Annotated in this window: 15 protein-coding genes and 3 pseudogenes; 13 read left to right on the forward strand and 5 right to left on the reverse strand. The window is 33.5% G+C overall.

Features of this window, described 5'->3' with window-relative positions; all coding sequences use genetic code 11:
• Positions 1-89: 89 nt before the first annotated feature.
• Entirely contained in the window at positions 90-482 is a 393-nt protein-coding gene (locus V7014_RS22735; protein WP_335510626.1) for a RidA family protein, read from the reverse strand.
• A gap of 354 nt (positions 483-836) precedes the next feature.
• On the opposite strand from V7014_RS22735, the gene V7014_RS22740 reads away from it, so the two are divergent.
• The 3 genes and pseudogenes from V7014_RS22740 to V7014_RS22750 all read left to right on the forward strand — a co-directional run.
• On the forward strand, positions 837-2063 hold the full coding sequence (locus V7014_RS22740) for an MDR family MFS transporter (protein ID WP_335510628.1): 1227 nt from the start codon (positions 837-839) through the stop codon (positions 2061-2063).
• A gap of 214 nt (positions 2064-2277) precedes the next feature.
• Positions 2278-2643, forward strand: a complete 366-nt coding sequence (locus V7014_RS22745) for an iron chaperone (RefSeq protein ID WP_335510630.1) — start codon at positions 2278-2280, stop codon at positions 2641-2643.
• 180 nt (positions 2644-2823) lie between these two features.
• Positions 2824-2973 (forward strand): annotated as a pseudogene (locus V7014_RS22750) (GNAT family N-acetyltransferase); the annotation flags it as partial.
• A 297-nt stretch (positions 2974-3270) separates the two neighbouring features.
• Here V7014_RS22750 and cntE read toward each other — a convergent pair.
• Positions 3271-3760 (reverse strand): annotated as a pseudogene (gene cntE / locus V7014_RS22755) (staphylopine family metallophore export MFS transporter CntE); the annotation flags it as partial.
• Between the two features lie 40 nt (positions 3761-3800).
• On the opposite strand from cntE, the gene V7014_RS22760 reads away from it, so the two are divergent.
• Positions 3801-4448, forward strand: coding sequence for a pyridoxal-phosphate dependent enzyme (locus V7014_RS22760; RefSeq protein WP_335510632.1), 648 nt, complete (start codon positions 3801-3803; stop codon positions 4446-4448).
• Between the two features lie 59 nt (positions 4449-4507).
• On the opposite strand, the gene V7014_RS22765 is transcribed toward V7014_RS22760, so the two are convergent.
• The gene (locus V7014_RS22765; protein WP_335510634.1) at positions 4508-4720 is read right to left on the reverse strand and encodes a hypothetical protein; all 213 of its coding nucleotides are present in this window, start codon (positions 4718-4720) and stop codon (positions 4508-4510) included.
• 22 nt (positions 4721-4742) lie between these two features.
• Here V7014_RS22765 and V7014_RS22770 point away from each other — a divergent pair.
• Positions 4743-5433: pseudogene (locus tag V7014_RS22770) on the forward strand (DUF817 domain-containing protein); the annotation flags it as partial.
• Between the two features lie 389 nt (positions 5434-5822).
• Here the strand turns inward: V7014_RS22770 and V7014_RS22775 are convergent.
• The gene (locus tag V7014_RS22775; RefSeq protein WP_438824962.1) at positions 5823-6437 is read right to left on the reverse strand and encodes a flavin reductase; all 615 of its coding nucleotides are present in this window, start codon (positions 6435-6437) and stop codon (positions 5823-5825) included.
• Positions 6438-6622: 185 nt separating this feature from the next.
• The gene (locus tag V7014_RS22780; protein WP_335510635.1) at positions 6623-7096 is read right to left on the reverse strand and encodes a DinB family protein; all 474 of its coding nucleotides are present in this window, start codon (positions 7094-7096) and stop codon (positions 6623-6625) included.
• A 69-nt stretch (positions 7097-7165) separates the two neighbouring features.
• On the opposite strand from V7014_RS22780, the gene V7014_RS22785 reads away from it, so the two are divergent.
• From V7014_RS22785 to V7014_RS22820, 8 genes are all read left to right on the forward strand, one after another.
• Positions 7166-7876 (forward strand): ArsR/SmtB family transcription factor, encoded by a 711-nt coding sequence (locus tag V7014_RS22785; protein WP_335510637.1) that lies wholly within the window; start codon positions 7166-7168, stop codon positions 7874-7876.
• 213 nt (positions 7877-8089) lie between these two features.
• The gene (locus V7014_RS22790; RefSeq protein ID WP_335510639.1) at positions 8090-8749 is read left to right on the forward strand and encodes a hypothetical protein; all 660 of its coding nucleotides are present in this window, start codon (positions 8090-8092) and stop codon (positions 8747-8749) included.
• Complete coding sequence (locus V7014_RS22795) at positions 8746-9483, forward strand: cytochrome c biogenesis CcdA family protein (protein WP_335510642.1); 738 nt, start codon at positions 8746-8748, stop codon at positions 9481-9483. The genes V7014_RS22790 and V7014_RS22795 overlap by 4 nt, the downstream gene beginning before the upstream one ends.
• Before the next feature lie 16 nt (positions 9484-9499).
• Positions 9500-10117: a TlpA disulfide reductase family protein gene (locus V7014_RS22800; protein ID WP_335510644.1), complete on the forward strand. Its 618-nt coding sequence runs from the start codon at positions 9500-9502 to the stop codon at positions 10115-10117.
• A gap of 40 nt (positions 10118-10157) precedes the next feature.
• Positions 10158-10841: a response regulator transcription factor gene (locus V7014_RS22805; RefSeq protein WP_335510647.1), complete on the forward strand. Its 684-nt coding sequence runs from the start codon at positions 10158-10160 to the stop codon at positions 10839-10841.
• On the forward strand, positions 10834-11949 hold the full coding sequence (locus V7014_RS22810; protein ID WP_335510649.1) for a sensor histidine kinase: 1116 nt from the start codon (positions 10834-10836) through the stop codon (positions 11947-11949). The genes V7014_RS22805 and V7014_RS22810 overlap by 8 nt, the downstream gene beginning before the upstream one ends.
• A 340-nt stretch (positions 11950-12289) precedes the next feature.
• On the forward strand, positions 12290-13666 hold the full coding sequence (locus V7014_RS22815) for an ATP-binding protein (protein ID WP_335510651.1): 1377 nt from the start codon (positions 12290-12292) through the stop codon (positions 13664-13666).
• Positions 13667-13769: 103 nt separating this feature from the next.
• A partial coding sequence (locus V7014_RS22820; protein WP_335510653.1) for an urease accessory protein UreH domain-containing protein occupies positions 13770-14118 on the forward strand: 349 nt, incomplete at its 3' end.

The following is a 14118-nucleotide window of genomic DNA, read 5'->3' on the forward strand; positions in this document are numbered from 1 at the left end:
ATAGTCGGCTCTTTTTTTACTCCCATATCATATAGTTACTAAGTATTAACATGAAAAGGGTCATTTTTTTAAATGTTTTAATATTTTGGTTATTTTATTTCTTTGCATGCCCAAGCGTCTATCTCAACCTTAAAGATTGGCGCAGCTAATGCAACTACATAAATCATTGTCGTACAAGGAAGGTGATCGCCAAGAAAGTCACAAATTACTTTTCTTCTCTGGTCACTGTCAAATTCTCCAACCAAATAAAAAACTAGTTTTGTCAGGTCTTGAACTACCATGTTAGCAGCTTGAAGATTTTTTAGAATATTTTCTAGTGCTAACTCTAATTGATCTAATGGATCTTCAGGTACAGTTCCATCTACTTGCATACCTAATTGTCCAGATAATGTTAACCATCTATTTGGTTCGGTTACTTCAATTTGGTGTACATATGGGGCAACAGGTGGGTGAATTTCCTTCGGGTTTCTAGAAGTTTTCACATAATCATTCCTTTTAATTGTATTTGGTTTATTTTTCAATAATAATATATCTACTTTATTTTTTTTAATTTAGAATTCTTAAATTTCAGAAAAATACACCATAAGTTATTAAATCATATGATTTAATATCAATAGTAGGGACTTTACTCTATGTACATTAACTACTTACTATCCTTCTTTAAAAATATTTGAAATAAAAACACTTAGGACTCATGAAAAAAATAAACATTGTAAGTAGATTAACAGGGGATAAATGGATAAAACCGCATCCTGACAAGTAATAAACTTCATAATGAGTAATTAAACTATACTTTGACATCTTTAGAATAGTAAATCATGAATAAGGGGGAACATATGAACAAAATAGCCATCCATCCGCTTGTATACAGCGTCGTAATTGGTACATTCTTTTCTAGAATGTCAACATCAATGAGTATGCCATTTCTAGCAATATATTTAACTACTGTAAAGCAAATTGAACCAGCCATAACGGGAATGATCATAGGTGTTAGTGCATTAGTTGGTGTTCTAACTGGCTTTATCGGCGGTCATCTCTCAGATCGTTATGGTCGAAAAGTCGTTATGCTTTCATCTTTATCAATTTGGATACTCGTTTTTTGTGGTTTTGCATTCGCAGACAGTATTATGGCATTTTTCATTTGTAATGCTTTAAATGGAGCATGTAAGTCTTTCTTTGAACCATCATCAAGAGCTTTAATGTCTGAATACACTTCAATGGAAAATAAATTGAAAGTGTTTAATATGCGCTATACAGCTGTCAATTTAGGTGTAGTAGTTGGTCCGATTCTCGGACTGCAATTAGGAAAATCTTCATTGACTATTCCATTCTTAGTAACCGCTGGTATGTTTCTTTTATATGGAATTGCTCTTACCATTATGTTTACTAAATTCGAAAATAAAAAAACTGTTAGCCAGGAGGAAGTAGTTGCATCTCCATCATCGTTTCTACAATCGATGCGTCTTATCAGTATGGATAAAATCTTATTATTTACTTTAGTGGGGCTGATTTGTGGTGAGATTGGTTTTTCTCAATTTTCATCAACATTGCCACAATACCTTTCTAGCACTGATCACTTTGTTAATGGTGTAACAATATATGGCTATATGATTAGCTTAAATGCACTGACAGTTGTCGTTTTACAATACCCATTGTTACAAGTAGGTAAAAAACATTCTGCTTTAACTTCTATTTTTGTTGGAATAGTAATGATAAGCATAAGCATGTTCGGTTTATCTTTCATATCACAAACTTGGAGTCTAGTTTTATGCACGATTGTTTTTACCGCTGGAGAAATTTTGATTTTTACCATGACAGACTTTTTCGTGGATGAAATCGCTCCTGTCGATAAGAAAGGTCTATATTTCGGTGCATTTAGTTTTGCATCAATCGGACAGGTAATAGGACCATCAATAGGTGGCTTTTTGCTATCGTTGTTATCCAATTCGCATAATTCATACACCTTCATAATTATAGGGATAATTTCTTTGACAGGATGTTACTTTATATGGAAAGCTAAACGTGGACTTTCTTTATCAAAAACAGTGAAAAAAGCTGGATAAGTTAGTAGGAAATAATGAAGAAAAGGTAGGTTTTTGTCTTCTGAATGTTGGTGAAGAAGAGCATAGTGTTATAAGTAAATCCTTAAGTTATTGAACTTGAAAATAATTATATCTGAGAAAATAGATTTAAAAGTACCATGTTGTTTTAAAAACAAGGATAGGATGCATATAGTATTAACTTTGAGTTAGATTAATTAAAAGAGGAGTGTGTTTAATGAATGAAGTAGATCAATACATTTCGCAGTATCCAGAAGAACTTCAGGCGAAGTTACAGGAAATAAGGCATTTGATTAGAAAAACTGCACCAATGGCGACTGAAAAAATAAGCTGGAATATGCCGACATTTTATCATCATGGAAATCTGGTGCATTATGCTATGAATAAAGCTCACATCGGATTTTACCCGGGGGCAAGCGGAGTTGAAAATTTTATAAGTCAACTTGGCGAATACAAGCATTCAAAAGGGACGATTCAATTTCATTTAAATAAACCACTGCCAGAAAAATTAATAACAGAAATCGTTAAATTTAGAATAGAGGAAAATACAAAGAAATATAAAGAAAAAGCCACCAAAAAATGAAAATTGCCTATTAATAAAAGAGGTTTTGTTCTTTGTGATTGAGAAATATAACTTCTTTTATTTAATAATGTTCAAGTTAATGGAAAAAGTAGATTTACTCTATTTTCTGCATCTTCAAGATGGGATGAAAGTATAAATCATATAAAGTGAAGGCTCAAAAATTTCTAGACACAATAGATACTTCCTTATGGAGATTTGTTCGCACATACTTCGGCTGATAGTTTTGGCTTTTATGAAAAATGTGAGTTTGAAGTAAAGGACTTATCTAGAAATGGTACCTGTGCTTATTACGGGTTTAAACAAGCAGCTCGTGAAGATGGGTATCGGTAATAGTCTGTTAATCAGTTTAGTGTTGTGAAAAAAATACTTAAAGAAGCATCTGGAATTATGGTAGCTAATGATTCAGAGAGAAAAGGTGAAAATTAGTTTACCTGAAATACCAAAAAAGAATAATTTAAGGTCATTCATATTATTTAAATCGACTTATCAAGGCGATTTAAAAGGTATTAAGGAAATTCTCATAAATCAACGGAATTGGAAAAGTTAGTTCTTTAACGTACAGAGAGCGTATTTTGTTTAATATGCGCTCTCTGTATAAACGGCTTTTCAAATTTGGTATTTGGTATTTCAACCAATGAAAATTTTTCGTTTATCGTAGGCGAAAATCGCCATTATAATACCGAGAATTGCACAGACTGAATACATAAATGAATAGGAGGTTAAATCAGCTATCGGGCCCATGATTACCCCACCTAATGAGATTCCTAAATCAGCCATTGCAATGAATAAACCAATTAATACATTGCGACTTGTATGTGGTAAAAACAAATGTCAAATAGGCCGTTAATGTCGGATATAGAAACGCTTGAGCGATGCCCATTAAAATAGCCCCTGAATATAAAAAGCCTACACCAATCTCTGCGGAAAAACTGACTAATTGAGCTGAGATTGCTAAGGTCAACATGATACTTACAATAAATTTATTATGCCATTTTCCGTCAGAGGGGACTTTCTTTCTCAACACAAATCGTGCTATGACAATTGTGGCTGCTTGAAGCATTAAATAGATACCAGCATTCCCATATGTTAATTGTTTCGCATATAAGGGCATAAAGGTTAATAGTACAGCTCATTACAAAAGTACAGCTCGTGAAATCATGGATAGCTGCTCAAACAAGATTACGACGTTTATTACAGCAGTTAGTACGGGTGGGCAACTAGGAGGGATTTCGAAATATTTAAAAACTTTTGCGCCAGAGGTACAAGTTATTGGAGTTGACGCTGTCGGTTCAGTCATTTTTGGAGGTAAACCAGATTCCTATCGTATACCTGGTATAGGACTTGGTTGGACACCAGTTAATTTAAATATGGATTATGTAGATTGTGCCTATAAAATTACTGATGAGCAGGCATTTCTTACAGCAAGAGCGTTTGTCCGGAATGAAGGCATATTGATGGGCCCATCGAGTGGTGCTTGCGCGTTAGTTGCTTTAAAAATTGCCCAGCAATTAACACCTGAAGATCGTATAGTGTGTATGATTTCTGATGGAGGAGATCGTTATATCCAAACTTTATTTAATGATGAATGGATGGAGAAACAGGGATTTGCATCTGATTTGGACATTGAAACGATACGTACTATGGCTCGACAGTTACAGCCATGGAGCACAAGCCCATCTACTTGTGCAAACTATATAGCAGACTTAACTCAAAGTCTACAAGTGCCAGATTCTACTCTTCAAATGAACCTAGAAGTAAGGAGTAATAATTATTGTCATCAAGGTAGCTCACAATATATTGATTAAATAAAAAAGCACTAGTTTTANNTAAAACTAGTGCTTTTTTAATTAGTTATTTGGATATTTTATTTTAAGATATCTTTAATAGTAAACACATATTCGTCAGGAAGTTTATCTGCTTGTCTAGAAATTTCTGCTCTGAAACTATCTCTTCCTTTAATAATTACCTGTATATTTTTGATTAGTATTCGTCCGAAGCTATAAGGGGCCCAAATTGTATGGATGAAGTTGATATGAACTGTACCTGATCGACCTGTTTTTACATCTGTAAGTCTCAATAGGTATTCTGCTTTAGCTAATCCCGGATTGTATCGCTATGATTTTATTCTACTTATTTGTCTCATTACGCAATATCTCATGTACAAGAATAATTTAGAGACAAAAGACGAAATAAAAGTGATTTGTGTATTCCATGTTATCGGACTTCTATTAGAAGTATATAAGGTTCATGTCGGTTCATGGTCATATCCAGAGGAAGCATGGACGAAAGTTTTTGGAGTACCACTATATAGCGGTTTTATGTATGCAATTGTTGCTAGTTACATTTGTCAAGCATGGCGTCGATTTCATTTAAGAATGAATAACTGGCCAAAATATATATGGACAATACCACTTGGAGTAATGATCTATTTAAACTTTTTCACACATCATTTTATGATAGATTAACGTTGGATTTTGACTATTCTTTTATTTATTGTCTTTGTTCGAACTTATATACAATTCACGGTGCGGAACAACACATATAAAATGCCACCCATTTTCATTTTTCCTAATTGGCTTCTTTATATGGTTTGCAGAAAACATTGCCACTTTTTTTGGAGCGTGGCAATATCCGAATCAACAAGAGTCTTGGAATCTTGTACATATTGGTAAAATTAGTTCTTGGTTCTTGTTTGTTGTGATCAGCATAATGATTGTCGCTCAGCTTAAAGAAGTTTGTAACAAGAGCTCCATAATAGTCAATGAGATAAGGAGTTATAAAGTAAGTTGAAATTTATAAAGTATTTATTGTGATTTTTTCCACTAAATGTAAAATATTTTTTAGTAAATTTAACTCATATTGGATGGGAATTTGATGATGAACGTTGCTACTCTGAAACACTTAGTGCTTAATTAGTTTAGCTACTAAGGTAGTATTACTTGTTGATGGTAATACAAAAAGAGTGAAGGCAGTAAAGATATACAAGTAGCTCGATTTTCACTCAAAAGGAAAGGCGCATTAAATCCTTTAGGATTCAAATGCGCCATTATTTATTTTACAAATAAAACGTTTTATAATTGTAGAGAGTTCCAAATCCTTATAAGGTGGAATTCGGTTTTTTTTTACAATAAGAATGATGTTGTACATTATCACAACTAATCGAAAGGATAACATCTTATTTATATTTCGGATCGAAAGGTTTTACCTAACTGGTTACCAAGACCGAAATAATGACGAAAATTATATATAAGTGGACTCCATTTATTTGGGTCAATATGATTTCCTTCTATAATAATCTCTTTATGAGCATGGATATGTATTGCTTGTGTCTCAACAATTGCAAAATTAGGAGAGTGCTCAGGAATTCGAATGTGCTTCACTCTAGCCTCAATTTGTATTGGACACTCCATAATCCTAGTGGGTATTACTGATTTAGACTCAGTAGGTGTTAATCTACTAATTGCATATTTTTCTTTTCCATAAGTAAAACCATTCTTTTTCTTGTAATCTGGAACGGGATTTTTTCCTGTATAAGGAGCTAATTGTTCAACATTCTCCCATAATGAAGGATTCGGAACATTTATTACACATTCTGGATGACGTTCAAGATTTTCAATTGCCTTCCCGCCAAGCCCAATTCCTAATACAATACAATCCCCTAAACCCCATGATGATGAGATAGGGCTAATATTAACTGTTCCATCTTCATTAAGCGAATTAAGTAAAATCACAGGAGTTCCGTAATAGAGAATTTTAGGTTTAATAATTTCTGAATTTGAAAGTTTATTTTTCATTTTTATTTTTCTCCCAATTTATATGTTATTCCATAATTTATTCTAGAATACAAACTTTTATCAAAACATAGATTGTATAGCCTATGCAGCGCTAAAATTAAGTCCGTTAATTTCAAATGATTTTTTAGAAAAATCAAACTTTTTTAGCTTTAAGGTCTTACCTTATAGATTTTTAGCTAAAACTTCTAATCCCATATTAGAGGTCTTTCCAAATTTACCATTCGCAAGTATTGTAAAAATTGGCCTGCATGCACCGCATCGTGATAGGCAATCCGTAAAAGCATGTCACCTAAATATCGTTGGTAACCAACGTCACTTCGATCAATAAGTCTTGAATCCAATTCCTCGGTAGAGATGGATTGTACATATTCGATAAAATCATCAAAGTACGGTTGGGATAACTCTATTTCTTTTTCAATAGAAATGATAGGTTCTTCATCGTATGGGGTATGTATTTCTGTTTTGATAGATCCATTGTTTCTTAAGACCATATGATAATGGAAACTTGCACTCCATACATGACGAATCATCTCACCAAATGACAAAGCGTCTTTATCGGGTTTCCAAGTTATCATAGTATCTGGAAGGGATTTCCATAGTTTAATAGAGCGACGTCGTGTTTCTTTTAAATTCAATATACTAAGTTCAATTGCGTTCATTATAAGTTCCTCCTTGCTCTTAAATTTAAGGTAATTGTATCAAATAGACAATTAGGGTATCATCGAAATATGAATGTATATCCGAATATTTCATTTATTGCAAAACTAATTGCTGAACCTACAAGAGCAATAATCTTAGATTGTCTAATGGGTGGGCAGGCTTTACCGGCTAGTGAATTAGCTTATATGGCAAAAGTGTCAAATCCTACAATTAGTTCCCATCTTTCTAAATTGCTTGAAGGAAATCTACTTATTGCGGAACAACATGGTAGACATCGCTATTATCGACTAGCTAATGAAGATGTAGCAGAAGTTCTTGAAAAATTAGGGACAATCGCACCAACTGTTCAAGTTCGCTCTTTAAGACAGTCCGCTCAATTAAAACAAGTTCGCTATGCTCGAACTTGTTATGATCATCTTGCGGGAGAGCTTGGTGTAAAGTTAGCTGAGGCACTTGTTGATAAGGATTATCTAACCCTAGTAGATGGGGAATACGTTGTGACTGAACAAGGGAGAAAGTGGTTTTTAAATTTCGGAATCAATATTGAAGAAGCGAAAACAAAAAGGAGGATATTTGCAAAACCTTGTCTTGATTGGAGTGAACGACGCTATCATATTTCCGGATGGTTAGGATCTGCGTTAACTAATCGTTTTTTTGAACAGGGGTGGATTACAAAAGTAGAAAAGAATCGAGCAGTTCATCTTACTGAAAAGGGTACTAGAGCATTGCAGGATCAATTTGGTATTGATATGAAGAAAGAGGAAAATAAATCTGTTTAACTCTATAGTTACGGATGGCTTTACAGAATTAATTGTAAAGTCATCCGTTTTCTATTTTTAAAAACTATTTGTTAATAAACAAGGGAGAATGTTTAGAGATATAGCTTTTAAAATTCAACAATCTAAACTTTTTTAGCCACTTTCATCAAATTTTCATATTCCATTTTTATAATCTAACTATCATTTTATATTAAAACAGGAGGGAATGTTGTTATGCCTTCAGCTTGGCTAATCGGTTCATTTGTCATCAAAAGTTCTATCGTCGTACTTATAGCGAGCTTTATAGTGGGACTTATCTTTTTTAGATTCACAAGTTTGTATACAAAATTAGAAACAAAGCAGCGTATAGATGAAGTTGTATCTTTGCTAATTGCGTTTGTGGCTTCATTATGGATAGGAAAAATACTAATCAATTTTTCAACGTTTTTAAGTGACCCACGAGCCATCCTTGCATATCCAAGTGACTCAAAAGCATTTTATATTGCAGTGTTTTTCACTATTATTTATGCCAAATACAGACTGATTCGTAATTTTCATCATTTTCTGGACAACCTACTTTCCTTTATGATTGTTTTTTTAAGTTCATCTTTAGTTTATGAATTTATCTACATTATTTGGGGAGGGAGCGTACATACATGGGGCTACCTAGGATTACTTGTTATTCTTCTGACCTTAGTTACCGTACTACAGGGAAGTATACCAGCTTACAAACTTGCCTCTATTACTCTATTTGGATGGAGCTTAGGACAATTGATATTATCGATATTTTCTAGTACAGCTGTATTTCAGTTCAATTTAAACAGTAGCTTCTATATCATTATTTTTATTTGTAGCATATTGCTAATTATTTACAGAAAGAGGTTGAAAATATGACAGCAGACATTACAATTTGGCTTGCGTTGGGTGCGGGGATTCTGTCATTCCTTTCTCCATGTACTTTACCTATATTTCCAGCGTATTTATCTTACATTACTGGGATGAGTGTAAAGGAAATTCAAAGTCAAAATGAAATAAAGATTCGTAGCAAATTATTACTGCACGCAATTTTCTTTTTAATTGGTGTTTCCATGATTTTTATCAGCTTAGGTATTGGTGTTTCCTTTTTAGGTCAATGGATTCAGAGTCTACTATCAGGTGAGACAGGGATTTTCCTACAACGGATCGCTGGTATTTTCATTATTGTTATGGGGTTGTTTGTTGCAGGATGGCTTAAAGTGAAGCCGTTTATGAAAGAAAAACGTTTTCACTTTACGAAAAAACCGGTTGGTTATTTAGGTACTATTTTTGTCGGAATGGGTTTTGCAGCAGGTTGGACGCCATGTATAGGACCAATATTTGCTTCTATCTTAGTTATAGCAGGAAGTAATCCTACTCAAGGTGCTTTATACACGATTATGTATGTAATCGGCTTTGCTATTCCATTTCTTGTGCTGACTTTTTTCCTAGGTTCCACAAAATGGATCGTAAAACATAGTCAGAAGATTATGAAGGTAGGTGGGGTCGTTATGATTATCATGGGTGTGCTGCTGTTTACCGGACAAATGACTCGAATATCAATCTTCTTACTACAAATGGTACAAGATAGTTGGCTATCTAATTTAGGATAATTAGGAGGTTTAAATTATGAAAAAAATGATTATTATCGCTGGTCTTTTTGGAATGTTTGGCTGGGCAGTCTATGACCTGGTTTTTCAAAAGAATGATCCATTAAGTCCCAATGCAAAAGAGAAGGTTGAGCAAGAAGAATCTGTATCAGGTAGCGATAAGGAGAACAATAGCTTTGAAGATGAAAAAGGTGAGACACAAAATCTTGCAAATGTTGGCCTCAACGTAGGAATTATAGCACCAGACTTCCAACTTAAGACGTTAGAAGGCAAGGATGTTAAGTTATCGGATTACAGAGGTCAACGCGTGATGGTAAACTTTTGGGCTACATGGTGTCCTCCTTGTCGTGCTGAAATGCCTGATATGGTAAAATTCCATAAAGAAAAGGATATAGTGATATTGGCGGTTAATTTAACGCAAACAGAGTCAAGGATACAAGAGGTAAAAGATTTTGTGGAAGAGTTTAATGTGACGTTTCCAGTCTTATTAGATGAAGAAATTAAAGTTGCTACTCAATATCAAATACGTCCTATTCCGACTTCTTATATGATTGATTCGAAAGGAATTATACAATATAAAGCCTTAGGTGCGCTGAATTATGAAATGATGGTTCAGGCATTTAATAAGATGAAATAGCTACATTTTTTGAGTACAATTATAGTAAGAGGTGATTCTGATGAAGCGTACTATATTGGTGGTGGAAGACGATAAAATGATCCGTGAGCTTATCAGTATCTATTTGAAGAAAGCTGGGTACGATGTGATCGAGGCTGCTGATGGGGAGTCGGCAAAAGAAGCATTATTAACTTACCATCCATGTTTAATTATCCTTGATTTAATGCTACCTAAATTAAGTGGAGAAGAGTTTTGTAAGTGGGTTAGAGAACAAGAACGTAATGAAGTAGCAATTATTATACTATCCGCTAAAACCCGTACTGATGACAAAATTAAAGGATTAAACATTGGTGCTGATGGTTACCTGACAAAGCCGTTTGATCCAGATGAACTAGTGGCGCATGTTGAAGCAGTATTACGAAGAATGGGGCAGTTTTGTCAAAAGATTACTTATGATGGATTATGCATTAAACCAAGAAAAGGTGAAGTTTTACTGTTCGATAAACAATTGCATTTGACGAAACATGAATTTAATCTTCTTTATTATTTTATGGAGAATCCAAATGTAGTTTTATCAAGAGAAGATCTCATACATAAACTATATCCTTACGATGAAAAGACTGTATTGGACCGTACCATTGATGCACATATAAAAAAACTACGAGAAAAAATTGAAGATAATCCATCATCTCCAAGACGTATTTGTACCGTTCGAGGAATGGGGTATAAATTTGTTGATGAATAAATTTAAAAAGAAGTTATGGTTACCTAAGCGGTTTTTATGGCGTTTAACCTTTATAAATATAATTGTTGTTGCATCCTTTATCGTATTAAGTAGCTGGGCAATTTATAATACAGCTTGTTTACTCGTTGACGGGATGGGTACGATGGATAATCAGAAACTAAACCAGTTCGATTCGACCCTTTTTCAATATTTATGGATTTTTAGTATTACTGCAATTGTTACTGGTAGTCTAATTCATTTTTATTTAACGAGAACATTGATAAGACCATTAAGAAGGTTGATAGAGTCTACTAAAAGGATGAAGAAAGGTCAATACCCTACCCCTATAGAGATTAAATCTGAGGATGAGATGGGTCAATTGATGGGACAATTCAATGATTTGGTTCAGCAATTGAAAAATAATGAACAACATCGACAAAAGCTTGTATCAGACTTGTCACATGAATTTCGTACTCCATTATCTAATTTAAATGGTTATTTAAATGCAATGAAGAATGGGGTGATTGAAGGGAATCAAAAATTGTATCAGTCACTTCATGAAGAGTCCAAACGGCTTATTAACATGGTAGAACAGCTTGAGAAATTAAAAGAATGGGACTCAGTATCACAACAATTATTTTCTGAAAAAGAAACCGTTGATATAGCTTCATTAATTGAGCAGTCCGTTGAGATGTTTCGTTGGTCTTTGAAGAAAGCGAATATTTTAGCGGAAGTTCAAACAGAACATGGGGTTGTGAATACTTACAATGGAGGAATTACACAGGTTCTCAGTAATTTAATAGACAATGCGATTCGCTACTATCACGGTGACGGCCCGATCATGATAAAAGGTGAATGTCTAGATTCGGAATACAGGGTTTCTGTCATCGGGCCAGGTCATGCAATTCCTGAAGTAGAACAAGAAAAAATCTTTGAACGTTTTTATCGAACTGATCCTTCTCGAAGCCGTGATACAGGAGGGACAGGACTTGGACTTGCCATAACAAAAGAAATCGTAAAGTCTCATAATGGGAAAATTGGCATTAGCTCAAAAGATAACCACCATACTTTTTGGTTTACTTTGCCTTTATATGAAATGCCACCAATAAAACGTGAATTTACATCTTAAGAATTTTATTAATTGTAAAAGTTGATTACTACCGTGTTTAGATTACACTGATCTAAAAAACTCAGATTAATAAAAACACCTTTCGTTGAAAAACGGGTATTGAATAAATATCTAATCAATGTGAGGTGTTTTTTTATGGAATAAGAGCCTTATTGCTATTATGTAAATTTACTCTCAATAGACTCTCTTTTAAAACTAACCACAAAAAAATCTTATCTTATTCATAAAAATACGAATAGCTACCATCATTTAAGAAAGAAAAAATATTTTCATTATCTGCAAGAAATATCGATAGTTTATAGTTATGATGTATAAAGTGCTAAGAAAAGTGGTGATTTGAATGAATAGGATTGCGTTTAAGTTTGGAGTTTGGTTTTTGATCGTCATGCTTTTTGTAGAAATATTTCTGTTCTTTTTCTTACATACAAGTATAGTAAATTCTCGAGTTGATGAAGAAATGAAAGAATTACAATCAAGGGGTAATAGTCATCGTGATGTCCTCGAAAAGTATTTTAATGAAGATACATTAAATCATATTGCCTTTATGGAATCTGAAGTAGAGACTGAAGTTATTATAACTGATCAAAATCGGCAAATAATTATTGCTTCAACAGGTTTTAATGAAGAAGAACAAAAGATAGTTAATATGAAGATAAACAATGTACCTCGTAATGGAATGATTTTGGAGGAAAGGTGGGAAACTGAAAAACTTATATCTACTGTTTCACCTTTTTATGTAAATAAAAATCAACAAGGTTATGTCTATATGTTCCGTAATACTGAGCAAGTACAATCATTAATTAAAGAGTTAAATCATCATTTTATAGTTGCAGCTATAATTACAATTATATTACTGGTTTTAACGATTTTACTTTTATCACAAGTATTAACGAGACCTTTAATTCGAATGAAAAGAGCGACAGAGAAATTAAGTAAAGGAGATTTTTCTGTTCATCTTCCGGAAATGGGGAATGATGAATTAGGTGATTTATCACGTTCAATTTCAATCCTTGCAAAAGATTTACAGCATTTAAAAGAAGATCGTAAAGAATTTCTTGCTAGCATCTCACATGAGCTCCGTACACCATTGACGTATATAAAAGGGTATGCAGACATTGCTAAACGTAAAAATATAAATCAAAACAATCGAAATCAATACTTAAGCATTATTTATGAAGAATCTGAAAAGTTATCGAATATGATTAAAGATTTGTTTGAATTAGCTAAGATTGATACAAATGCATTTCAAATAAAGAAGAACAATGTAGATTTTTGTTCTTTTTTGCACAATGTTTACAACAAAATGCTTCCGGCCTTTATGGAAAGAGGAATAGAATTACGAATGGATTGTACAGATAAAGTGTTTGTTTCTATTGATCCAAGGCGTTTTGAGCAAGTTATGTATAATTTATTAGATAACGCATGTAAGTACTCAAAACCTATGACTGAAACTAACATCGCAATGTATCGAAAAAACAAGCATGTTCTTGTTGAGATTATTGATAGAGGACTAGGCATTCCAGAGGAAGACCTTCCGTATATTTTTGAACGTTTTTATCGGGTAGATAAGTCTAGGTCCAGAGATTTGGGTGGGACAGGTTTAGGGCTTGCGATAGTTAAAGAACTAATTGAGGCGCAGGGAGGGGCAATTACAGTAAGTAGCCGTTTGGGAGAAGGTACTACATTTACCATCTCGCTAAAGGATGTGAAAGAATAAAACTTTTGTGATTTGTTGCTTTGGGCAATTCCGAATTGGATAATAAGTGCTAGTTTAAAAATTGGGATGGAGTAAAAATTGAAACAAATAGGGGATGAAATATATGTATGAAATTTTTAGCCAAATCAGCAATATACTTAGCCAGCCCTTCTTAAATATGATAAATAGTACGGAAGGGATTCCTATTTTATTTGCTTTCCTGCTTGGAATTATTGGTGCATTAGCGCCATGCCAATTCACAGGGAATTTAGGTGCCATTACTGTTTATGGAAATCAGTCGATACAAAAGAGGATAGCCTGGAGTGAAATAATGTTTTTTATACTAGGAAAGGTACTTATTTTTTCTTTATTAGGTATGATTGTTTGGATATTAGGAAGTGAAGTCAAATCCACTCTGACAGTCTATTTTCCCTGGTTTAAAAAAATTGCAGGTCCTATATTAATAGTAATTG

The organism is Bacillus sp. JJ722, assembly GCF_036963345.1.
Taxonomy (GTDB): domain Bacteria; phylum Bacillota; class Bacilli; order Bacillales; family DSM-1321; genus Bacillus_AD.